Genomic DNA, 20,850 nt, shown 5'->3' on the forward strand with positions numbered 1-20,850 from the left:
TGGCCTCTTCGCGGGCAAGCCCGCGAAGAGGCCAGGCCTGCAAAGCACAATTATCCCCTCAAACACTTCAACTCACTGAAATCCGTCCGCACCTTGCCCAACCTATCCTGCAAAAACCGCCGCTGTTGCGGCGTGCTCTGCTGCACCAGGTCCACCAGTAAGCTCCGGGCCTGCCGCTCGGTATTCTGAAACGCCGCACGATACGCCGGCGTCCACAAACTCTCCTTGCGCTGCAGCAACGTCGCCAGCCGCGGCTCGAAACTGGCGTCATTGCGCTGGTTCATCGCCAGCAGCAATTGCTGCTGCCAGTGGGCGCGGTTGGCGATCCATTCGCGGTTATGGTCACCCAGCGCCTGCGACCAGGCCTGCACCCGCTGCTTCTGCACCGGCGTCAGTTCCCCCAGCCATGGCGTCAGGCGTTTTTCCATGCGCTCGGTACGGCGGGCGATCTGTTTGGCCAGCGGTGTATCCACATACTGCTTCTGCCGCTCGCTGATGTCGTCGCGAAAGGCATCACGCATTTCCGCCACTTGGATGTCGCTCATGCCACGCAGCAGTTCAGTGGCCGACGGGGTGATGGCTTCTGCCACCCGGCCAATCGCCTCGCGGGCCTCATGGGTACGTTGCTGCAGGGCTTGGTCGGTCACCTGGTCGTCAGCGACCATGCCGCGTACCCGGTCCAGCCAGTCGAGGTAACCGGGCAGCTGGGTCTTGCAATGCCAGGCCAGGTGCTCGCGCAATCGGTCGTCGAGCATGGCTTTCTGCTCGCGGTTCATGTCCAGGTAATCGCCCAGCGACCACGGCACCAGGCGATCGAGGTTGCGGTAGGCCAGGTCGATACGGCTGCAGGCGGCCAGGGCCAGGGCGAAGCCGATAGCGACAAGCAGGGCTTTGGACAGGCGTGCAGGCATGTGCTGTTCCTTCCCGAATCGGGCCAGATCGTAGACGCAGGGAGCACGGACGGTTCCACTGCATCAGCGGTCGGACGGTGTGATGGCTTCAGGTGTAGAATAGCCCCCTTGTCTTGAGGATCATCAGAAATGGCTCTGCTTGGGCGTTACAACAGTTTGCAAATCGTGAAGCACGTGGACTTCGGCCTGTACCTGGACGGCGGTGCCGACGGCGAGATCCTGCTGCCCGGACGCTACATCCCGAAAAACGCCGAAACCGAAGTCGATGACTGGCTGAACGTGTTCATCTACCTGGACAGCGAAGACCAGCTGATCGCCACCACCGAAAAGCCCAAGGTGCAGGTCGGCGAATTCGCCAGCCTCAAGGTCAAGGACATCAACGGTGCCGGCATCTTCCTGGACTGGGGCCTGTCCAAGGACCTGCTGATGCCGTACTCGGAAGAGGCACGGCCGCTGAAGATCGGCGACTACTGCGTGGTGCACGTCTACCTCGACAAGCGCACCCGCCGCATCACCGCGACTTCACGCCTGGACCGCTACCTCGACGTCACACCGGCTGACTACAAGGTCGGGCAACCGGTCGAGCTGCTGGTGGCCGGTGAAACGCCGATGGGCTTCAAGGCCATCATCAACAACCGCCACTGGGGCCTGATTCACAAGAACGAGGTGTTCAAGTTTCTGCGTTCGGGCATGCACGAGAAGGGCTTCATCAAGGAAGTGCGCCACGACGGCAAGATCGCCCTCAGCCTGCAGCCAGTGGGCGCGGCCCTGTCCGACAGCCTGCAAGAGCAGATCATGGCACGCCTGGAGGCTGAAGGTGGGGTGTTGGGCGTGTGCGACAAGAGCGACCCGGCGCTGATCAGCAAGCTGTTCAACGTCAGCAAAGGCAACTTCAAGAAGGCCATTGGCGGGTTGTTCAAGCAGGGCCTGATCGTCATCCATGACGACCGTATCGAAAAGGTCTGACTGCCCTTACGCCTGCACGAAGTTGCGAAAATCCAGCTGCTCGCCACCCGGACGGGTGTCGCGCAGCAGCGAGTCGCGGTCAGCGCTGAGGGCCAGGCTGATGGTCGAGCGGCGTTTGCCGGGCTTGCGCACTTCCATCTGCTCCAGGTGAGCCTTGAGGAAATTGGTGGGCACCTTCAGGTGCTGCAGCTCATCGCTTTCTGGCGTGTGCAACAGCAGGTTGACCCAGTCGGCCTGGCCTTTGCCCAGCAGCTTCACGGGTACTTCGAACCACCACAGGTTGCGTTTGTTGTCCAGGATGGCGAACAGCGTGTTGTTGCTGTTCAGCACCGGTTTGGCCAGTGCTTCGTTGCGCCGGGCGATGGCGGCGGGTTTGTCGAGTTTCATGCAGGTTCCTGCGGGTTGACGCTATGAAGGCCTGCATTGTGAGGGGTGGCACTGGGCGGGGCAAGGTTTGATGAAGACCTTTGCGTTGGGGCTGACGCGGCAGAAGTTGTGCACCTCCACGCCGCTCAAATGCACGCCTTGGGTATCGCGCACCGCCAGCCCAGGGCGGGTGGTGCTGCGCACGTGGGTGCCGAACTGGCCGGGCAGGGCTGATGGCATCGCGCGGGCGCAGGGCCGATTCGGTGCGGTATTCGCCAGTATTTTTACCGCTTGGCGCACGCGTTACAAATCCGTTGAAACTCCTGGCGAGGGCGTTGGGTCCACCGACTGTCGACACGGTTCACGTGTCTCCCATTGCAGGAGTTTTGCCATGAGCGGTACTACAGACAAAGCGAAAGGCCTGGCCAACGAAGCGATCGGCAACATCAAGCAGGGCGTCGGCAAGGTGACCGACAACGACAAGTTGCGGGCCGAAGGCAAGGCGCAGGAGCTGAAAGGCGAGGCGCAGCAGATCAAGGGCAATGTGAAGGATGCGGTGAAGAAGCCTTGATCTGAAGCGGGCTGACCCAGCCTGTTCGCGTCTGACCTGCGCGAACAGGCTGGTATTTACGTAAGCAAATTCTTCCAGCACGGCCGGGAGCAGCACAGCAACCGCATGGTCTATTAGACTTGTTTGTTGTAATGATCAAGCGGCGAAAGGAGACGCTATGATTTTCCCCGACCTGCGCGGTCTGCCCCTGCACCGCGTGCTGGTACGCACCGTCAAGGAATTCCTCGACGACGAGATGTCCACCTATGCCTCCGCGCTGGCTTACCAAGCCTTGTTTTCGCTGTTCCCCTTCTTGCTGTTCCTGATTGCCCTGATCGGTTTCCTGCACCTGCCAGATTTCTTCTCCTGGCTGCGCCTGCAAACCGAGCTGGTGCTGCCGCCCCAGGCACTGGAGCAGGTTAACCCGGTAATCGACCAGCTCCAGCAGTCCAAGGGCGGGCTGCTGTCAGTGGGTATCGTGATTGCCCTGTGGACCGCGTCGGCGGGCGTGCGCCTGATGATGAGCGCCATGAACGCCGCCTACGACGTGCCCGAAGGGCGACCGGTATGGAAGCGCATACCGCTTTCCATCATTTACACCGTGGGCCTGGCCGGCATGCTGCTGGTGGCGGCGGCGCTGATGGTGCTGGGGCCGCAGGTGATGGAGTGGATTGCCTCACAGGTGGGCATGCAGGAGTTCATCGTAACGCTGTGGACCATCCTGCGCTGGCCGGCGATCATCATCCTGCTGATGGTGGCCGTGGCGGTGATCTACTACGTGATGCCCGACGTGAAACAGAAGTTTCGCTTCATCACACCCGGCTCGGTGCTGGCGGTGGTGGTGTGGATCGTGGCCTCGCTGGGCTTTGCCTACTACGTGAAAACCTTTGCCGACTACAACGCCATGTACGGCAGCATTGGTGCAATCATCGTGCTGTTGCTTTATTTCTATATCTCGGCTGCCGTATTGCTGTTGGGCGCCGAAATGAATGCGGTGATCGAGCACATGTCAGCCGAAGGCAAGAACCCGGGCGAAAAAGATTTCAACGGCGAAAAGCCCAAGGAAACCTTGACGGTGCTGGGCCACGAGCACCCCAACCCGAACGCGTCCGATACTGTCGAGCCGAACACCAGATGATCCGCGACATTCTTAAAATGGGTGATGAACGCCTGCTACGCATCGCCCCGCCCGTGCCCGAGCACCTGTTCGGCACGGCCGAACTGCAGCAACTGATCGACGACATGTTCGAAACCATGCGGCATGTGGGCGGTGTCGGCCTGGCCGCGCCGCAGATTGGCGTCGACCTGCAGTTGGTGATCTTCGGCTTCGAGCGCAGCGAACGTTACCCGGATGCCGAAGCGGTGCCGCAGACCATTTTGCTCAACCCGGTCATCACACCGACCTCCACCGAGGTCGAGGACGGCTGGGAAGGCTGCCTGTCGGTGCCTGGCCTGCGCGGCGTGGTGCCGCGCTTCAAGCACATCTGCTACGAAGGGGTCGACCCCCAGGGCAACCCGATCAACCGCTTTGCCGACGGCTTCCATGCAAGGGTGGTGCAGCACGAGTGCGATCACCTGATCGGGCGGCTTTACCCGTCACGCATTCAGGACTTCGCCAAGTTCGGTTACACCGAGGTGCTGTTCCCGGGGCTCGACGTCAGCGACGACTGAGCCCGCTCCAGCGCTACCAGGCGTTTGCTGCGCTGGTAGCGCAGCAGGCGGCTTGCCAGGCTTTCGGGCAGTTGCCCGGCCATGTGGAAACCCAGGCGCTGATAGAAGGGCACCAGGTCCGGGTGGCAGAACAGCCAGGTTGGGCCATTGGCCTGCTCCAGCGCCGCTTCGATCAAGCGTCCGGCCATCCCCTTGTTGCGCTGTTGCGGGTCGACGAACAACCCGGTCAGCCAATAGCCATCGCCCACGGGGCTCAGGCTCAAGCCTGCAATGATACCCGGCGCCCTCGCCACCCACAGTTGCGCATCGCTCGCAGCACGCATGCGCGAGCCGTGCTGACGGTAAAAATGGTCTAGCAGCCGGCGTTCTGTCTCCGAAAGCGTCGAGCAGTGAAGATATTTTAATGAAATGGCGAGTCCTGCCCTGAAAGCTGGCCAGAGGCTCTGGCTTGATGGTTTGCGGCCAATTTGACGCAGATTGTTGCAAATCCGGCAAGGGTGAATATCCGACTGCGGGGTTCAACTATTGCCAAGCGGGAGTAGACTTTTACACATCCCCCCTGGCAGTACGAAGCGGGATCGGTACTTCGTGCCATCTTCACCGTAGATGGCAACTTCTCCGCGCCGTTCACGGCAATAGAAGTCAATCGATCAGCTTGAATGCTCAAAAGGCAAATCCACATGAAACCATTACTGATTCTTGCATTGGTCGGTATGTCCTCGTTCGCCCTCGCCGATGAGGCCACCCCCGTCTCCAGCCAGCCTGTGGCCCAGCAGTACGACTACTCCATGAACCTGGACATCAAACGGGTGATCAACCTGTCGACCATCCCCAATGTCTGCGAAGTGGTACCTGCCACGATGACCTATGAAGACCACCAAGGCCAGGTGCATACCATCCAGTACCGGGCCATGGGTGAGGGTTGTCAGCAAGGTTGAAGCTGAAGCGATCCCTGTAGGAGCGGCTTTAGCCGCGAACACCTGCGCAGCCGGTGCCATCCACCTCGGTAGATGGATCGCGGGGACGCCCGCTCCTACGGACTATAAAGCCTCTGCTCGACAGAAAATTTCTAACACCTGTCGATTCCTCCGCTCTCCGTTCGACCATAGGTGAAGGCACCACCGTGCCCCCCATGACCTGTCGGAGGAACCCCGATGAGCACCGCAGCCGAAACCGAGATTCGCCAACTGATCGAGCGCTGGATGCAGTCCGTGCGCGATCGCGACATCCCCAACATCACCGCCCCCTATGCCGATGACATCGTCGCCTTCGATGCCATCCAGGCCCTGCAATTCAAGGGCAAGGCTGCCTACACCGCGCACTGGGAAATGTGCATGGGCATGTGCACCGGCCCCATGGTCTTCGAACTGGCCGAACTCACCGTACACGCCGCTGGCGACCTGGCCCTGGCCCACTGGCTGAACCGCTGCGGGCCGGGCGATGACGAAAGCCAGTGCGGCTTCATGCGTGCCACCGTGGGCTATCGTCGTCAGGGTGGCCAGTGGCAGGTGATCCATGAGCACTGGTCGGCGCCGTTCGACATGGAAACCCAGAAAGCCCTGTTCGATCTCAAGCCCTGAGCCGTTATCGCCAAACGCACTTTGCCAATACCCTGGAGGCGACCATGAAATACCTGTGCCTGGTCTATTGTGACGAGGGGCTGCTGCACAGCCTGCCCGACAGCCCGGAAGACGCCGAGTGCATGGCGTATGCCGAAGCCATCCAGGGCTCCGGGCGAATGCTGGCGGCCGAGGCGCTGAAGCCTGTGCAGACCGCCACCACGGTACGCGTGCGCAACGGGCACATGAGCCTGACCGACGGCCCGTTCGCCGAAACCAAAGAGCAACTGGCGGGTTTTTACCTGGTGGAGGCCCGCGACTTGAACGAGGCGCTGAACATCGCCAAGGGTATTCCTGCCGCACGGGTCGGTAGCGTCGAGGTAAGGCCCGTGCGCCAACTGCAACCCTGACAGCAAAGGAGCACAACAATAATGAGCCTTGCCCAACCTGCACCTGCCCAACACGAGTTGTCCATCAACCGCTTGATCGATGCGCCCCCGGCCAAGGTGTTCCGCGCCTGGACCGAGCCCCAGTGGCTGATGCAGTGGTGGGGGCCGCACGGCATGACCACCCCGGAGTGCGAGATGCAGTTGTGGGCCGGCGGCCTGTTCCGCACCCTGATGCGCGCGCCGGATGGCAGCGAGTACCCGAACCAGGGTGTGTTTCTGGACATTGCCGCACCACGGCGGCTGGTGTTCACCGATGCCTTCGGCCCCGGCTGGGTGCCCTCGAACAAGGCCTTCATGACCGCCGTGATCAGCTTTGACGAGGAGCAAGGCAAAACCCGCTACACCGCCCGCGCCTGGCACTGGAATGCCGCCGACTGCCGGGCCCATGAGGAGATGGGCTTTCACCAGGGCTGGGGAGAAAGCCTGGACCGCCTGGTGGAGGTGGTGACCCAGCGGATGCCCGACTGATGGCGGCACTGGCCCAAGTGCGCGCCGAAGTCGAGGCGGTGTACCGGCGGGAGTCGCGGCGCATTTTGGCAACGTTGATCCGCTTGCTGGGTGATTTCGACCTGGCCGAGGAGGCCATGCATGATGCCTTCTTCATCGCCGTCGAGCGTTGGCAGCGCGACGGCATTCCTGAAAACCCAAGGGCGTGGCTGGTTTCCACCGGGCGCTTCAAGGCCATCGATGCGCTGCGCCGGCGCGCCCGTTTTAACCGCTCCCAAGCCGACCTGAGCATGCTGCTCGACGGGCAGGCACAGGACCCCAGCGAAGAAGAGTTGCTGGCCGATGACCGCCTGCGGCTGATCTTCACCTGCTGCCACCCGGCACTGTCCGCCGATGCTCAGGTACCGCTGACCCTGCGCGAAGTCTGCGACCTGACCACTGAACAGATTGCCCGCGCCTTCCTGCAAAGCCCGGCCACCATTGCCCAGCGCATCGTCCGCGCCAAAGCCAAGATCCGTGATGCCGGCATTCCGTACCAGGTGCCAGAGCTGAACGAACTGCCCGAACGACTGGAGAGCGTGTTGCGGGTTATCTATCTGGTTTTCAACGAGGGCTATTCGGCGTCATCGGGTGAGGCGCTGTTGCAGCAGGACCTGAGCGATGAAGCCATCCGCCTGGCGCGGCTGTTGGTGCAGTTGCTGCCCGACCCGGAGGCGGTCGGCTTGCTGGCCTTGATGTTGCTGCAGGCGTCGCGGCAGCAGGCGCGAACCGATGCCCAGGGCAACCTGGTGGTGCTGGAGCAGCAAGACCGCAGCCTGTGGGACCGGCAACGCATTGACGAAGGCTGCGAGCTGGTGCGCCAGGCGCTGCAAAGCCGCGCGTTCGGGGCCTATACCGTGCAGGCGGCGATTGCTGCGGTGCATGCCGAAGCATCGACGGCAGCGCAGACGGACTGGGCGGAGATTGTCGGGCTTTATGACGTGTTGCAGCGGCATTGGCCGTCAGCCGTGGTGGAGCTGAACCGGGCGGTGGCGCTGGCGAAGCGGGATGGGCCGGAGGTTGGCTTGCGGGCGGTCGAGGGGATTCTGGAGCGGGGGGAGCTGCTGGACTATCACCTGGCGCATGTGGCACGGGCGGAGTTGCACTACCAGTTGGGGCAGGTGGAGGCGGCGCGAGCGGCGTGGCGCCAGGCGCTGGCCTTGACCCGACAGGAGCCGGAGCGGCGACATATCGAGCGGCGGCTGAAAGTCATTGAGTGATGTAGCCAGTACCGGCCTCTTCGCGGGCTTGCCCGCGAAGAGGCCGGTACTGGCTACATCAACCTTCAGCTGGCCACAAAGTTCGGCGGCGACACCAGCTCGACAGTCTGCTGTTTGCGCGGTGCCAGAATCTCGGCCTCACCCTCGACCACCAGCTCATCGTTCTGGTTGTACACATTGGTGGCGATACGCACCTTGAACTTCGGCAGCTTCTCAAGAATTTCCAGGCGCACGGTCAGGGTGTCGCCAATTTTCACCGGCTTCTGGAAGCTCATTTTCTGGCCCAGGTAGATGGTGCCAGGGCCGGGCAGGGTGCAGGCCACTGCTGCACTGATCAATGCGCCGCTGAACATGCCATGGGCAATGCGCTCGCGGAACATGCTCTTGGCGGCGAACTCGGCGTCCAGGTGCACCGGGTTGTGGTCGCCGGACATGGCGGCGAACAGCTGGATGTCGCGCTCTTCAACAGACTTCTTGTATTCGGCCTTCTGGCCGACTTCGAGGGCTTCGTAAGGCGTGTTGGTGACCTGGGACATCGGGGCTTCCTTAAGCGGTGGGCGAGGGCGGCTATCATTCACTGCGCACAGGGCGGCCAAGGGCCAGCGCCTGTTCAAGCCAGCCGAGAATATCGGCGGTGACCTCGTCACGGTTGGTTTCGTTGAGCACTTCGTGCCGCGCCTCAGGATAGACGCGCAGCTGTACATGTCGATTGCCGGTCGCGCGCAGGGCGTCGGCCAGATGGGTGAGACGCTTGCCGGCACTGACCGGATCACATTCACCACCGATCACCAGCATCGGCAAGTTCGGATCGATCTGCGCGAGGTTACTCGGCTGGCTGATCTGCGCCAAGCCTTGCAACAGGTCGAGCCACAGCTGGTTGCTGCAACGAAAGCCGCACAACGGGTCTTTGACGTACAGGTCGACTTCGGCCGGGTCGCGGCTGAGCCAGTCGAATGCCGTGCGGTTGGGCTTGAAAGCCTTGTTGAACGAGCCGAACGACACCCACTCGATCAGTGCACTTTTGCCCAACGGCCCCTGACGCCAGGCTTCCAGCCGGGCAATCTGCCGGGCCACGCGGTAAAGCGTCGCCGGCTGGTAGTTGGAGCCACTCAGGATGGCCCCGTGCAGGCTGGCACTGTGGTGCAGCAGGTAGGCCTGGGCGATGTAGCTGCCCATGCTGTGGCCGAACAGGAACAGCGGTGTGCACGGGTATTGCTGACCGATGTGCTGGGCCACCCGGCCGAGGTCGTTGACCACGGCATTCCAGCCATGATGGCGGGCGAACAGGCCGAGGTTGCCCTGTTCGGCAGTGCGCCCGTGACCGCGCTGGTCGGCCGCGAACAGGGCAAAGCCGGCCTCGCTCAAGGCCTGCCCCAGGCGTTGGTAGCGCCCGGCATGCTCGGCCATGCCATGGGCCAGCAGCACCACGGCTTTCGCCGGTTTGGCCGGCAGCCATTGGTGCACATACAGGCTGCAGTGCTCGCTGGCGGGTAGCCAGAAGGCGTCGTGAGGCATGGCGGGTCCTTGTGCGCACAGGTACCCGAACAGTGTATGCACAACCGGCCGGATTGCAGGAAGGGCACAAATAAGATTCACAATGTTAATGGCGGCACTTGGCGTATATGCCACCTTGGACTTACCTGTTAACGTCGGATCAACGCCTGTTCGCCGGCTGGCGATCAGGTAATGGACTAAAGGACGCAGTGCAGGTCCAGGCAGAGGAACAATAATAAATGCAAGCCGACTTCTGGAATGACAAGCGCCCGGCGGGCGTGCCTTCCACCATCGACATCAATGCATACACCTCGGTCGTCGAGGTGTTCGAGCGCTCCTGCAAGCGCTTTGCCGACCGCCCGGCGTTCAGCAACCTGGGGGTGACCCTGACTTACGCCGAGCTGGAGCGCCGTTCAGCCGCCTTCGCCGGCTGGTTGCAGCAGCACACCGACCTCAAACCGGGTGACCGCATCGCGGTGCAGATGCCCAACGTGCTGCAGTATCCCATCGCCGTCTTCGGTGCCATGCGCGCCGGCCTGATCGTGGTCAACACCAACCCGCTGTACACCGAGCGCGAAATGCGCCACCAGTTCAAGGACAGCGGCGCGCGCGCACTGGTGTACCTGAACATGTTTGGCAAGCGTGTGCAGGAGGTGTTGCCCGATACCGGCATCGAATACCTGATCGAGGCGAAGATGGGCGACCTGCTGCCCACCGCCAAAGGCTGGCTGATCAACACCGTGGTCGACAAAGTGAAGAAGATGGTGCCGGCCTATCACTTGCCCCAGGCGGTATCGTTCAAACAGGTGCTGCGCCAAGGGCGCGAGCTGTCACCCAAACCGGTGCCGCTGAGCCTGGACGACATCGCCGTGCTGCAATACACCGGCGGTACTACCGGCTTGGCCAAAGGCGCGATGCTCACCCACGGCAACTTGGTGGCCAACATGCTGCAGGTGCTGGCCTGCTTCTCGCAGCACGGCCCCGACGGGCAAAAGCTGCTCAAGGACGGGCAAGAGGTGATGATCGCGCCGCTGCCGCTATACCACATCTATGCCTTTACCGCGAACTGCATGTGCATGATGGTCACCGGTAACCACAACGTGCTGATTACCAACCCACGGGATATCCCGGGCTTCATCAAGGAGCTGGGCAAGTGGCGTTTCTCCGCACTGCTGGGGCTGAATACCCTGTTCGTTGCGCTGATGGATCACCCGGGGTTCCGTCAGCTGGACTTCTCGGCGCTGAAGGTCACCAACTCCGGCGGCACTGCGCTGGTCAAGGCCACTGCCGAGCGCTGGGAAGCGCTTACCGGATGCCGCATCGTCGAGGGCTACGGCCTGACCGAAACCTCGCCGGTGGCCAGCACCAACCCCTATGGCAAGCTTGCCCGACTGGGCACGGTGGGCATCCCGGTGGCGGGTACCGCATTCAAGGTGATCGACGATGACGGCAACGAGATGCCGCTGGGCGAGCGGGGCGAGTTGTGCATCAAGGGCCCGCAGGTGATGAAGGGCTACTGGCAGCAGCCCGAGGCCACGGCCCAGGCCCTGGATGCGGACGGCTGGTTCAAGACCGGTGATATTGCGGTGATCGACCCGGACGGTTTTACCCGCATTGTCGACCGCAAGAAGGACATGATCATCGTCTCGGGCTTCAACGTTTACCCCAACGAGATCGAGGATGTGGTGATGGGCCACCCCAAGGTCGCCAACTGTGCAGCCATCGGCGTGCCGGACGAGCGTTCCGGCGAGGCGGTGAAGCTGTTCGTGGTGCCGCGTGAGGGGGGGCTGAGCGTGGATGAGCTCAAGGCCTACTGCAAGGCCAACTTTACCGGCTACAAGGTGCCCAAGCACATTGTGCTGCGCGAGTCGTTGCCGATGACGCCGGTGGGCAAGATCTTGCGGCGGGAGCTGCGCGACATCGCTTAATGCCGGGTTGGCTGCTTCGCGGGCTTGCCCGCGAATGCCTTTAAACGGCTCTAACCGGCTTGTTACAGCCTGATCTGCGACATTTTGGTTAAAAACTCTAAAAATGACTTGTATTGTTCATTGAGTCATTTTTGTGACTGTAAGGCCTGTTTTGGCCTCTAGGCGACCCCAGGCAAAGCTGTTACTCTCGGCCCGCTTTCAGACGATCCGGTTTGCAACGAACCGCCGTCTCATATCAATAATAAGCGCATCGACGCGCCAATCGAACTTCGCTGTTGCTGAAGGAGTGGGCTTCCATGATCGAACATTTTTGGAAGGATAAGTACCCAGCCGGGATTACGGCGGAAATCAATCCTGACGAATTCCCCAATATCCAGGCAGTACTCAAGCAATCCTGCCAACGCTTTGCCGACAAACCGGCCTTTAGCAACCTGGGCAAGACTATCACTTATGGCGAGTTGTATGCGCTGTCGGGGGCGTTTGCGGCCTGGCTGCAGCAGCACACCGACCTCAAGCCGGGTGACCGCATTGCCGTGCAACTGCCCAATGTCCTGCAATACCCGGTCGCGGTATTCGGTGCCATGCGTGCCGGGCTGATCGTGGTCAACACCAACCCGCTGTACACCGTGCGGGAGATGGAACACCAGTTCAACGACTCCGGCGCCAAGGCCCTGGTGTGTCTGGCCAACATGGCCCACCTGGCTGAAAAGGTGGTGCCCAAGACCCAGGTCAGGCACGTTATCGTCACCGAAGTGGCCGACCTGCTGCCGCCGCTCAAGCGCTTGCTGATCAACAGCGTGATCAAGTACGTGAAGAAGATGGTACCGGCCTACAACCTGCCGCGTGCCATACGCTTCAACGACGCGTTGGCATTGGGCAAGGGCCAGCCGGTAACCGAGGCCAACCCGCAGGCCAACGACGTGGCGGTGCTGCAGTACACCGGCGGCACCACGGGCGTGGCGAAGGGGGCGATGCTGACCCACCGCAACCTGGTGGCCAACATGCTGCAGTGCCGGGCGCTGATGGGCTCCAACCTGCACGAAGGCTGCGAAATCCTTATCACGCCGCTGCCGCTGTACCACATCTATGCCTTTACCTTCCATTGCATGGCGATGATGCTGATCGGCAACCACAACGTGCTGATCAGCAACCCGCGTGACCTGCCGGCCATGGTCAAGGAACTGGGCAAGTGGAAGTTCAGCGGCTTTGTCGGCCTCAACACCCTGTTCGTTGCCCTGTGCAACAACGAGGCGTTCCGCGCCCTGGACTTTTCAGCGCTGAAAATCACCCTGTCGGGCGGCATGGCCTTGCAACTGAGCGTGGCCGAACGCTGGAAGGCCGTTACCGGCTGCGCCATCTGCGAAGGTTACGGCATGACCGAAACCAGCCCGGTGGCGGCGGTGAACCCGGCAGAGGCCAACCAGGTGGGTACCATCGGTATTCCGGTGCCTTCGACCCTGTGCAAGATCATCGACGACGCCGGCAACGAGTTGCCTTTGGGTGAAGTGGGCGAGCTGTGCGTCAAGGGCCCGCAGGTGATGAAGGGCTACTGGCAGCGCGAAGACGCCACCGCCGAAATCCTCGACAGCGAAGGCTGGCTGAAAACCGGTGACATCGCCCTGATCCAGGCGGACGGCTACATGCGCATTGTCGATCGCAAGAAGGACATGATCCTGGTCTCGGGCTTCAACGTGTACCCCAACGAACTGGAAGATGTGCTGGCGGCCTTGCCGGGCGTGTTGCAGTGCGCTGCCATTGGCGTGCCGGACGAGAAGTCGGGTGAAGTGATCAAGGTGTTCATCGTGGTCAAGCCGGGCATGACCCTGACCAAGGAGCAGGTGATGGAGCACATGCGTGCCAACGTTACCGGCTACAAGGTACCGCGCCAGATCGAATTCCGTGATTCGTTGCCAACTACCAACGTGGGCAAGATCCTGCGTCGCGAGCTGCGTGATGAAGAGCTGAAGAAGCAGGGCCTGAAGAAGATCGCCTGATAGACCTCACTGGTCTCTTCGCGGGCACGCCCGCTCCCACAGGTATCGCGCTGAGCCAGAGGGCTGCGCTGTAACTGTGGGAGCGGGCGTGCCCGCGAATGCTTCAGCGCAGTTTCTCAAGCAACTGGTAGTACCACATCCCCGCCGCCAGCAGCGGGTTCCCCAGCAAGTCCCCCATCGGCACCCGCACATGCTTGCACTGCGCGAAAGTGTCGAACTTCTCCAGCGTCCCGGTCAACGCCTCGGCCATGATCTCGCCCATGATGTGGCTGGTGGCAATGCCATGCCCCGAGTAACCCTGGCAATACCACACGTTGTCCGACAGCTTGCCCAACTGCGGAATGCGGTTGACCACGATGCCCATGGCACAGCTCCACTGGAACTCGATCGGCACGCCCTTGAGCGCCGGGAAGGTGCGTTCGATGCACGGGCGCAGTTCGCCTTCGATGTCGCGTGAGTCCTTGCCCGAGTAATTGGCGCCGCCACCAAACAGCAGGCGTTTGTCGGCGGTCAGGCGGTAGTAGTCGAGCACGAAGCGGCAGTCGTATACCGCCAGGTCCTGCGGGTTGATCTGCTCGGCCAGCTCACCCAGCGGCGCGGTGGTGACGATGCCGCCCATGGCCGGGAATATCTTACCTTTGAGCTGGCGCTTTTCCAGCTTGTGATACACATCACCGGCCAGCATTACCTGGCGCGCTTCGACCCGGCCATGGGCAGTGACCACTGCCGGGCGCGGGCCGTGAACGATGTCCAGCACCTCGGAATTCTCGAAGATCAGTGCACCCAGGCTGTAGGCCGCACGGGCTTCACCCAGGCACAGGTTGAGCGGGTGCAGGTGCAGGTTGCGCAGGTTTTTCAGTGCGCCCAGGTACAGCGGGCTTTGCAGGTGATCGGCCACTGCCGCACGGTCCAGCAATTGCACCTGCTCGCCCATGCCACGGCGGCGGGCCTCGGCCTCGAAGGCGCGCAGTTCGTCCATGTGCGAAGGTTTCATTGCCGCATGCAGGTGGCCGCGCTTGAGGTCGCAGTCGATGCCATAGCGCGCCACGCGCTGCTCGATCACCTGATGTCCGCGCCAGCGCAGGTGCCAGATGAAGTCGTCGACTTCGCCACCCAGGTGGTTGCGCATCTGCGAGCGCATGGCCTCATCACCCGACAGGCTGCCGGTGACCTGGCCACCATTGCGCCCGCTGGCACCCCAGCCGATGCGGTTGGTTTCGACGATGGCCACCTTCAGGCCACGCTCGGCCAGCTCCACCGCCGTGGCCACGCCGGTAAAGCCTCCGCCGATGATGGCCACATCCACCTGCACCGTGCCCTTGAGTTGCGGGTACTCGGTGCGGTCGTTGAGGGAGGCGGTGTAATAGGACGGCGCACGCTGCGCCGGGCCTTTGTTCAATGCTGCGTTCATGGGTGTTCCTTGTTAGGTAGGGGCTCAGGCCTGGTGCAGGTACCAGCGCCAGTCCTGCTCGCTGACTTCGGCCATGAACTGGCGGTACTCGGCACGCTTTACCTTCAGGTACACGCCAAGGAAGTCGTCGCCCAAGGCTTCGCGAGCCCAATGGGAATGCTGCAGGGCATCGAGGGCGGTCAGCCAGTCGGTGGGCAGGTGCTCGGTGGCCTGGGCATAGCCGTTGCCTTCCACCGGTGCGCCTGGGTCCAGCTGTTCGCGGATGCCGCGATGGCTGGCAGCGAGGATCGCTGCGGCAGCCAGGTAAGGGTTGGCGTCGGCGCCGCAAATGCGGTGCTCTACATGCCGGCTGTTGGCCGGGCCGCCGGGCACGCGCAGGCTCACGGTGCGGTTGTCCACGCCCCAGGTCGGCGCCAGCGGCGCATAGCTGTTGGCCTGGAAGCGGCGGAACGAGTTGGCATTGGGGCAAAACAGCAGCAGCGAGTCGCGCAGGTGGCGCAGCATGCCCGCCACGGCCTGGCGCAGCAGCGGGGTGCCGGCCTTGTCTTCGCTGGCGAACAGGTTGTTGCCCGTGCTGTCGGCCAGGCTCAGGTGCATGTGCATGCCGGTGCCGGCCAGGTTGGCAAACGGCTTGGCCATGAAGCAGGCCTGCATGCCGTGGGCGTGGGCCACGCCTTTAACCAGGCGCTTGTAGCGCACGGCCTGGTCCATTGCCTGCAGGGCGTCGCCGTGTTCGAGGGTAATTTCCACCTGGCCGGGGGCGTACTCGGAAATCGCAGTGCGCGCCGGGATGCCCTGCGCCTTGCAGGCGGCGTACAGGTCGGCGAGGAAGGGTTCGATCTGTTCCAGTTCACGCAGGCCATAGACCTGGGTGCTGCGCGGGCGGCCGCCATCATTGTCCAGTGCCGGTTGCGGGCAGCCCTGGGCGTCACGCTCCTGGTCGAGCAGGTAGAACTCCAGTTCGCAGGCCATCACCGGGCGGTAACCGTCGGCTTTTAGCGCCTCGATGGTGCGTAGCAGCACATGGCGCGGGTCGGCGATGCTGGCTGGCAGGCCTTCGCTGGGGTGCATGCTGACCTGCACTGCGGCGGTCGGCACCCGGCGCCAGGGCAGACGCACCAGGCTGCCTTCGAGTGGGTAGGCGCGGCAGTCGATGTCGCCCACATCCCACACCAGGCCCGAGTTTTCAACGTCGTCGCCGTTCAGGGTCAGGCCAAGGATAGTGCTGGGCAGCGGCCGGCCGGTCTGGTACACGGCCAACAGTTCATCACGGTGCAGCAGCTTGCCGCGTGGTACGCCGTTGGCGTCGAGGATGAACAGCTCGAACAACTCGACATCGGGGTTTTCAGCCAGGAAACGGGTAGCCTGCTCTACAGGTGCAAAGTGCATGATGAATTCGCTCACAAGCGCACAGGACATTCGCGCAAAACGCGCGGTCCAGTTGAGTCAAACGGCCAGACGATGGCCGGGTTTGGTCACAAAGGCGTGAGCGAGCAGTCCGGTGGGCGCGCGTGGCGGCAGTGCCACAGTGCCCAGAAGGCGAGGATGATGTGCACCAGCGGATTTTCCCCGGCACGGCTCCGGGCCTTCGGTAGCGAAGGGCGGGAAGACGGTGGGGCGATGGGCTGGGCGGGAGTCATGCTTTTGATACTCACATGCGGCGTAAGGTTGATTAAAGCAGTGAATGGCAACCTTTACATCGCACATGGCTAAACATTTGTGCGGCTGCCACTGGCCTCTTCGCGGGCGCACCCGCTCCCACAGGGAGCCCACAGGTCTGAGCCCTGATGCGATCCCTGTGGGAGCGGGCAAGCCCGCGAAGAGGCCGGTACAGGCAGCAGAAAACCGGCAAATCTGCGACAATCGCCCAACTTTCCGAATGCCGATCATGAAAAAGCAGGCTCACCTGCATCACTAAAAAGCCCCATGACTGACCACGCCATCGACAAACTGTTGCAAAACCTCGACCACGCCATGATTGCCGACCGCCATCGTCTGCGCCGGCAACTGCACGAACTGCGCAAGCGCCCCGACGAAGCGAAGCTTTCGCAGTGGGTGGAAAAGGTCCAGGCGTCCTGCGCCCAGGTCACTTCACGTCAGCAGAGCGTGCCGACCGTGCGCTACGACGACAACCTGCCGATCGCCGCCAAGCGTGACGAAATCAAGAAGGCCCTGGCCGAAAACCAGGTGCTGGTGATCGCCGGCGAAACCGGTTCGGGCAAGACCACCCAGCTGCCGAAGATTTGCCTGGAACTGGGCCGTGGCAGCCATGGCCTGATCGCCCACACCCAGCCACGCCGGATCGCCGCGCGCAGCGTGGCAGCGCGGGTTGCCGAAGAACTGGGCACGCCGCTGGGCGGGCTGGTCGGTTACCAGGTACGTTTCGAAGACCAGAGCGATGCCAATACCTTGGTCAAACTCATGACCGATGGCATCCTGCTGGCCGAAACCCAGTACGACCGCTTTCTTGAGCGCTACGACACGATCATCGTCGACGAAGCCCATGAACGCAGCCTGAACATCGACTTCCTGCTCGGCTACCTGAAGACACTGCTGCATCGCCGGCCGGACCTGAAACTGATCATCACGTCGGCCACCATCGATCTGGAACGCTTTTCCAAACACTTCGATGGCGCGCCAATTATCGAGGTGTCCGGGCGTACCTTCCCGGTGGAAACCTGGTACCGCCCGCTCACCAGCGAGCAGGACGAGGAAGGCAACCAGATCGAGGACGACCTCACCGTCGACCAGGCCATCCTCGCCACCCTGGACGAGCTGGCGCACCACGAACGCAGTGAAGGCAAAGGCCCGGGCGATGTGTTGATCTTCTTGCCCGGCGAGCGGGAAATCCGCGATGCCGCTGAAATTCTGCGCAAGGCGCAGTTGCGCCACACCGAGATTTTGCCGCTGTACGCACGCCTGTCGCCGGCCGAGCAACAGCGTATCTTCCAGCCGCACACCGGGCGCCGTGTGGTGCTGGCCACCAACGTGGCCGAAACCTCGCTGACCGTGCCGGGCATCCGCTACGTGATCGACACCGGCACCGCACGCATCAGCCGCTACAGCTACCGCGCCAAAGTGCAGCGCCTGCCCATCGAAGCTGTGTCCCAAGCCAGTGCCAACCAGCGTAAAGGCCGTTGCGGCCGGGTCGAGCCGGGCATTTGCGTACGCCTGTACAGCGAAGAGGACTTCAACAGCCGGCCGGCGTTTACCGACCCGGAGATTCTGCGCACCAACCTGGCGGCGGTGATCCTGCAGATGTTGCACCTGCGCCTGGGCGCGATCGATGCGTTCCCGTTCATCGAGCCGCCGGATGGCAAGGCCATCAGCGATGGCTTCAACCTGTTGCAGGAACTGTCGGCGGTCAACCGCGAAAACCAGCTGACCCCGATTGGCCGCCAACTGGCGCGCCTGCCCATCGACCCGCGGCTGGGCCGCATGCTGCTCGAAGGCGCCCGACTGGGCAGCCTGCAGGAAGTGCTGATCGTTACCAGCGCACTGTCGGTGCAAGACCCGCGCGAGCGCCCACCGGAGCGTCAGCAGGCGGCCGATCAGGCTCATGCGCAATGGAAGGACGTGGACTCCGACTTCGCCGCGCTGGTCAACCTGTGGCGCGGCTTTGAAGAGCAACGCCAGGCGCTGACGGCCAACCCGCTGCGCAACTGGTGCCGCAAGCATTTCCTGAATTACTTGCGCCTGCGCGAGTGGCGCGATGCCCACCGCCAGCTGGCGCTGATCTGCCGTGACCTGCAGTTGACGGTGAACAAGGAACCGTCCGACTACCAGAAGATGCACAAGGCCATCCTCAGCGGCCTGCTCAGCCAGATCGGCCAGAAGACCGAAGAGGGCGACTACCAGGGGGCGCGTCAACGGCGTTTCTGGGTGCACCCGTCTTCGGGCCTGGGGCGCAAGCGACCGCAGTGGGTCATGGCCGCGGAACTGGTCGAGACCACCAAGCTGTATGCGCGCATGGTCGCCAAGATCGAGCCGGACTGGATCGAGCCGCTGGCCGGCCATTTGGTCAAGAAAAACCACTTCGAACCACACTGGGAGAAGAAGCGCGGGCAGGTGGTGGCTTATGAGCAGATCACCCTGTACGGCCTGATTCTGGTCGGCCGCCGCCCGGTGCATTTCGGCCCGATCGACCCGGTCACTTCGCGTGAGCTGTTCATCCGCGAGGGCTTGGTGGGTGGCGAAATACAGTCGCGGGCCAAGTGCCTGGCGGCCAACAAACGCCTGCTCGAAGAACTCGACGAGCTGGAGGCCAAGGCCCGCCGGCGTGACATTTTGGCTGACGAGGAAACGCTGTACGCCTTCTACGAAGCGCGCCTGCCGGCGGAAATCCACCAGACCGCGACCTTCGACAGCTGGTACCGCATGGGCAGCCAGAAGGATGCCAACCTGCTGATCATGCGTGAGGAAGACGTGCTGGCCCGCCAGGCTAGCGAAGTCACTGCCGCGCAGTACCCCGACAGCATGCAGGTCGGCGAGCTGCGCCTGCCGCTGAGCTACCACTTTGAACCCGGCCACCCGCGTGACGGCGTGACCGTGCGGGTGCCGGCACCGTTGCTGCCAAGCCTGCCCGGCGAGCGCCTGGAATGGCTGTTGCCAGGCCTGCTGGAAGCCAAGTGCGTGGCGCTGATACGCAACCTGCCCAAGGCCCTGCGCAAGAACTTCGTGCCGGTGCCGGACTTCGTCAAGGCTTCGCTGGCGCGTATGACCTTCGGTCAGGGCGCACTGCCGCAGGCTTTGGGCCAGGAGCTGCTGCGCATGACCGGTGCGCGGGTGTCCGACGAAGCCTGGGACGAGTCGGTCCAGCTGGTCGAAGGCCACCTGCGCATGAACATCGAAGTGGTCGACGGCCAGGGCAAGTTCCTTGGCGAGGGCCGCGATCTGGCCGAGCTGACCGCGCGCTTTGCTGCCGCCAGCCAGGCTGCCCTGGCAGTGCCGCGCACTGAAAAGAGCGAGCAGCCGGTGCAGGCCAAGGCCTTCAGCGAAGTGAAGCAGACCGCCCAACAGAAGATTGCCGGTCTGTCGATGACCGTGTACCCGGCGTTGGTGGAAGAGGGCGGTAGCGTGCGCGAAGGGCGTTTCTCGACCCAGGCCGAAGCCGAGTTCCAGCACCGCCGCGCCCTGCAGCGCCTGTTGTTGCAGCAACTGGCCGAGCCGGCCAAGTACCTGCGCGGCAAGCTGCCGGGCCTGACCGAGCTTGGCCTGCTGTACCGTGAAATGGGCCGGGTCGAGGCACTGGTCGAGGACATCCTGCTGGCCAGCCTGGACAGCTGTATCCTTGAAGGCGAACAGCCGTTACCGCGTGATGGTGCGGCCTTGGCCGGGCTGGCTGAGCGTAAGCGCGGCAACTGGGCCGAATATGCCGAGCGGCTGGCGCGCCTGACGCTGGAGGTGCTGAAGCTGTGGCATGGGCTGCAGAAGCGCTTCAAGGGCAAGATCGACCTGACCCAGGCGGTGGCGCTGAACGACATCAAGCAACAGCTGGGCAACCTCGTGTACCCGGGCTTTGTGCGTGAAACGCCCGGGGTTTGGTTCAAGGAGCTGCCGCGTTACCTCAAGGCGGTGGAGCTGCGCCTGGAGAAGCTGGGTTCGCAGGTGCAGAAGGACCGGGTATGGAGCGGTGAGCTGGCCAATTTGTGGGCACAGTACAAGGCCCGTGCCGACAAGCATGCCCAGGAAGGCAAGCGCGATGAGCAACTGACGTTGTACCGCTGGTGGCTGGAGGAATACCGGGTGTCGCTGTTTGCCCAGCAGTTGGGCACCAAGGTGCCGATTTCCGACAAAAGATTGAGCAAACAGTGGAGTCAGGTGGAAGGCTAACCTGCCCGATTTG

Annotated in this window: 19 protein-coding genes; 12 read left to right on the plus strand and 7 right to left on the minus strand. The window is 62.7% G+C overall.

Annotated elements, in window-relative coordinates:
- Positions 1-50 precede the first annotated feature (50 nt).
- Positions 51-911, minus strand: a complete 861-nt coding sequence (locus APH36_RS11285; protein ID WP_060498686.1) for a DUF6279 family lipoprotein — start codon at positions 909-911, stop codon at positions 51-53.
- 129 nt (positions 912-1,040) lie between these two features.
- On the opposite strand from APH36_RS11285, the gene APH36_RS11290 reads away from it, so the two are divergent.
- The gene (locus APH36_RS11290; RefSeq protein WP_016711920.1) at positions 1,041-1,877 is read left to right on the plus strand and encodes a S1 RNA-binding domain-containing protein; all 837 of its coding nucleotides are present in this window, start codon (positions 1,041-1,043) and stop codon (positions 1,875-1,877) included.
- Positions 1,878-1,883: 6 nt separating this feature from the next.
- Here APH36_RS11290 and APH36_RS11295 read toward each other — a convergent pair whose 3' ends face one another.
- The gene (locus tag APH36_RS11295) at positions 1,884-2,264 is read right to left on the minus strand and encodes a hypothetical protein (RefSeq protein WP_060498687.1); all 381 of its coding nucleotides are present in this window, start codon (positions 2,262-2,264) and stop codon (positions 1,884-1,886) included.
- Between the two features lie 370 nt (positions 2,265-2,634).
- Here APH36_RS11295 and APH36_RS11300 point away from each other — a divergent pair, with 370 nt between their 5' ends.
- From APH36_RS11300 to def, 3 genes are all read left to right on the plus strand, one after another.
- Positions 2,635-2,814, plus strand: a complete 180-nt coding sequence (locus APH36_RS11300; protein WP_060498688.1) for a CsbD family protein — start codon at positions 2,635-2,637, stop codon at positions 2,812-2,814.
- Between the two features lie 157 nt (positions 2,815-2,971).
- Positions 2,972-3,931, plus strand: coding sequence for a YihY/virulence factor BrkB family protein (locus APH36_RS11305; protein ID WP_060498689.1), 960 nt, complete (start codon positions 2,972-2,974; stop codon positions 3,929-3,931).
- A complete protein-coding gene (gene def, locus APH36_RS11310; protein WP_016711916.1) occupies positions 3,928-4,464 on the plus strand; it encodes a peptide deformylase in 537 nt (178 codons plus the stop codon). Before APH36_RS11305 ends, def begins: the two co-directional genes overlap by 4 nt.
- On the opposite strand, the gene APH36_RS11315 is transcribed toward def, so the two are convergent.
- Positions 4,419-4,787 (minus strand): GNAT family N-acetyltransferase, encoded by a 369-nt coding sequence (locus APH36_RS11315; RefSeq protein WP_060498690.1) that lies wholly within the window; start codon positions 4,785-4,787, stop codon positions 4,419-4,421. The two genes, def and APH36_RS11315, sit on opposite strands and share 46 nt — an antisense overlap.
- A gap of 357 nt (positions 4,788-5,144) precedes the next feature.
- On the opposite strand from APH36_RS11315, the gene APH36_RS11320 reads away from it, so the two are divergent.
- The 5 genes from APH36_RS11320 to APH36_RS11340 all read left to right on the plus strand — a co-directional run bounded on the left by APH36_RS11320 (position 5,145) and on the right by APH36_RS11340 (position 8,178).
- Positions 5,145-5,402 (plus strand): DUF2790 domain-containing protein, encoded by a 258-nt coding sequence (locus APH36_RS11320; RefSeq protein ID WP_016711914.1) that lies wholly within the window; start codon positions 5,145-5,147, stop codon positions 5,400-5,402.
- Between the two features lie 216 nt (positions 5,403-5,618).
- Positions 5,619-6,044 carry a nuclear transport factor 2 family protein gene (locus APH36_RS11325; RefSeq protein ID WP_060498691.1) on the plus strand — a complete coding sequence of 142 codons (426 nt, stop codon included), beginning with the start codon at positions 5,619-5,621 and terminating at the stop codon, positions 6,042-6,044.
- Between the two features lie 44 nt (positions 6,045-6,088).
- The gene (locus tag APH36_RS11330; RefSeq protein ID WP_016711912.1) at positions 6,089-6,433 is read left to right on the plus strand and encodes a YciI family protein; all 345 of its coding nucleotides are present in this window, start codon (positions 6,089-6,091) and stop codon (positions 6,431-6,433) included.
- A gap of 21 nt (positions 6,434-6,454) precedes the next feature.
- Complete coding sequence (locus tag APH36_RS11335) at positions 6,455-6,940, plus strand: SRPBCC family protein (protein WP_060498692.1); 486 nt, start codon at positions 6,455-6,457, stop codon at positions 6,938-6,940.
- Positions 6,940-8,178 (plus strand): RNA polymerase sigma factor, encoded by a 1,239-nt coding sequence (locus APH36_RS11340; RefSeq protein ID WP_060498693.1) that lies wholly within the window; start codon positions 6,940-6,942, stop codon positions 8,176-8,178. Before APH36_RS11335 ends, APH36_RS11340 begins: the two co-directional genes overlap by 1 nt.
- Before the next feature lie 65 nt (positions 8,179-8,243).
- On the opposite strand, the gene APH36_RS11345 is transcribed toward APH36_RS11340, so the two are convergent.
- Together APH36_RS11345 and APH36_RS11350 are read right to left on the minus strand one after the other, a co-directional pair.
- On the minus strand, positions 8,244-8,714 hold the full coding sequence (locus tag APH36_RS11345; protein WP_051099445.1) for a MaoC family dehydratase: 471 nt from the start codon (positions 8,712-8,714) through the stop codon (positions 8,244-8,246).
- Between the two features lie 34 nt (positions 8,715-8,748).
- Positions 8,749-9,693, minus strand: a complete 945-nt coding sequence (locus APH36_RS11350; RefSeq protein WP_060498694.1) for an alpha/beta hydrolase — start codon at positions 9,691-9,693, stop codon at positions 8,749-8,751.
- A gap of 218 nt (positions 9,694-9,911) precedes the next feature.
- On the opposite strand from APH36_RS11350, the gene fadD2 reads away from it, so the two are divergent.
- Positions 9,912-11,600 carry a long-chain-fatty-acid--CoA ligase FadD2 gene (gene fadD2, locus APH36_RS11355; RefSeq protein WP_060498695.1) on the plus strand — a complete coding sequence of 563 codons (1,689 nt, stop codon included), beginning with the start codon at positions 9,912-9,914 and terminating at the stop codon, positions 11,598-11,600.
- A gap of 296 nt (positions 11,601-11,896) precedes the next feature.
- Entirely contained in the window at positions 11,897-13,594 is a 1,698-nt protein-coding gene (gene fadD1 / locus APH36_RS11360; RefSeq protein ID WP_060498696.1) for a long-chain-fatty-acid--CoA ligase FadD1, read from the plus strand.
- A 103-nt stretch (positions 13,595-13,697) separates the two neighbouring features.
- Here fadD1 and APH36_RS11365 read toward each other — a convergent pair whose 3' ends face one another.
- Together APH36_RS11365 and APH36_RS11370 are read right to left on the minus strand one after the other, a co-directional pair.
- A complete protein-coding gene (locus APH36_RS11365; protein WP_060498697.1) occupies positions 13,698-15,005 on the minus strand; it encodes an FAD-binding oxidoreductase in 1,308 nt (435 codons plus the stop codon).
- Positions 15,006-15,029: 24 nt separating this feature from the next.
- Complete coding sequence (locus APH36_RS11370) at positions 15,030-16,394, minus strand: glutamine synthetase family protein (protein ID WP_060498719.1); 1,365 nt, start codon at positions 16,392-16,394, stop codon at positions 15,030-15,032.
- Positions 16,395-16,931: 537 nt separating this feature from the next.
- Here APH36_RS11370 and hrpA point away from each other — a divergent pair.
- Positions 16,932-20,837 (plus strand): ATP-dependent RNA helicase HrpA, encoded by a 3,906-nt coding sequence (gene hrpA, locus APH36_RS11380; protein WP_060498699.1) that lies wholly within the window; start codon positions 16,932-16,934, stop codon positions 20,835-20,837.
- Positions 20,838-20,850: the final 13 nt, after the last annotated feature.

This window comes from Pseudomonas sp. NBRC 111133 (assembly GCF_001320605.1).
GTDB lineage: Bacteria > Pseudomonadota > Gammaproteobacteria > Pseudomonadales > Pseudomonadaceae > Aquipseudomonas > Aquipseudomonas monteilii.

Coding starts and splice junctions, on each gene's coding strand:
- hrpA (WP_060498699.1), top strand. CDS start 16,932: ATGACTGACCACGCCATCGACAAACTGTTGCAAAACCTCGACCACGCC.
- def (WP_016711916.1), top strand. CDS start 3,928: ATGATCCGCGACATTCTTAAAATGGGTGATGAACGCCTGCTACGCATC.
- APH36_RS11290 (WP_016711920.1), top strand. CDS start 1,041: ATGGCTCTGCTTGGGCGTTACAACAGTTTGCAAATCGTGAAGCACGTG.
- APH36_RS11330 (WP_016711912.1), top strand. CDS start 6,089: ATGAAATACCTGTGCCTGGTCTATTGTGACGAGGGGCTGCTGCACAGC.
- APH36_RS11300 (WP_060498688.1), top strand. CDS start 2,635: ATGAGCGGTACTACAGACAAAGCGAAAGGCCTGGCCAACGAAGCGATC.
- APH36_RS11370 (WP_060498719.1), bottom strand. CDS start 16,394: ATGCACTTTGCACCTGTAGAGCAGGCTACCCGTTTCCTGGCTGAAAAC.
- APH36_RS11325 (WP_060498691.1), top strand. CDS start 5,619: ATGAGCACCGCAGCCGAAACCGAGATTCGCCAACTGATCGAGCGCTGG.
- APH36_RS11365 (WP_060498697.1), bottom strand. CDS start 15,005: ATGAACGCAGCATTGAACAAAGGCCCGGCGCAGCGTGCGCCGTCCTAT.
- APH36_RS11315 (WP_060498690.1), bottom strand. CDS start 4,787: ATGCGTGCTGCGAGCGATGCGCAACTGTGGGTGGCGAGGGCGCCGGGT.
- fadD1 (WP_060498696.1), top strand. CDS start 11,897: ATGATCGAACATTTTTGGAAGGATAAGTACCCAGCCGGGATTACGGCG.
- APH36_RS11295 (WP_060498687.1), bottom strand. CDS start 2,264: ATGAAACTCGACAAACCCGCCGCCATCGCCCGGCGCAACGAAGCACTG.
- APH36_RS11335 (WP_060498692.1), top strand. CDS start 6,455: ATGAGCCTTGCCCAACCTGCACCTGCCCAACACGAGTTGTCCATCAAC.
- APH36_RS11350 (WP_060498694.1), bottom strand. CDS start 9,693: ATGCCTCACGACGCCTTCTGGCTACCCGCCAGCGAGCACTGCAGCCTG.
- APH36_RS11285 (WP_060498686.1), bottom strand. CDS start 911: ATGCCTGCACGCCTGTCCAAAGCCCTGCTTGTCGCTATCGGCTTCGCC.
- fadD2 (WP_060498695.1), top strand. CDS start 9,912: ATGCAAGCCGACTTCTGGAATGACAAGCGCCCGGCGGGCGTGCCTTCC.
- APH36_RS11305 (WP_060498689.1), top strand. CDS start 2,972: ATGATTTTCCCCGACCTGCGCGGTCTGCCCCTGCACCGCGTGCTGGTA.
- APH36_RS11320 (WP_016711914.1), top strand. CDS start 5,145: ATGAAACCATTACTGATTCTTGCATTGGTCGGTATGTCCTCGTTCGCC.
- APH36_RS11340 (WP_060498693.1), top strand. CDS start 6,940: ATGGCGGCACTGGCCCAAGTGCGCGCCGAAGTCGAGGCGGTGTACCGG.
- APH36_RS11345 (WP_051099445.1), bottom strand. CDS start 8,714: ATGTCCCAGGTCACCAACACGCCTTACGAAGCCCTCGAAGTCGGCCAG.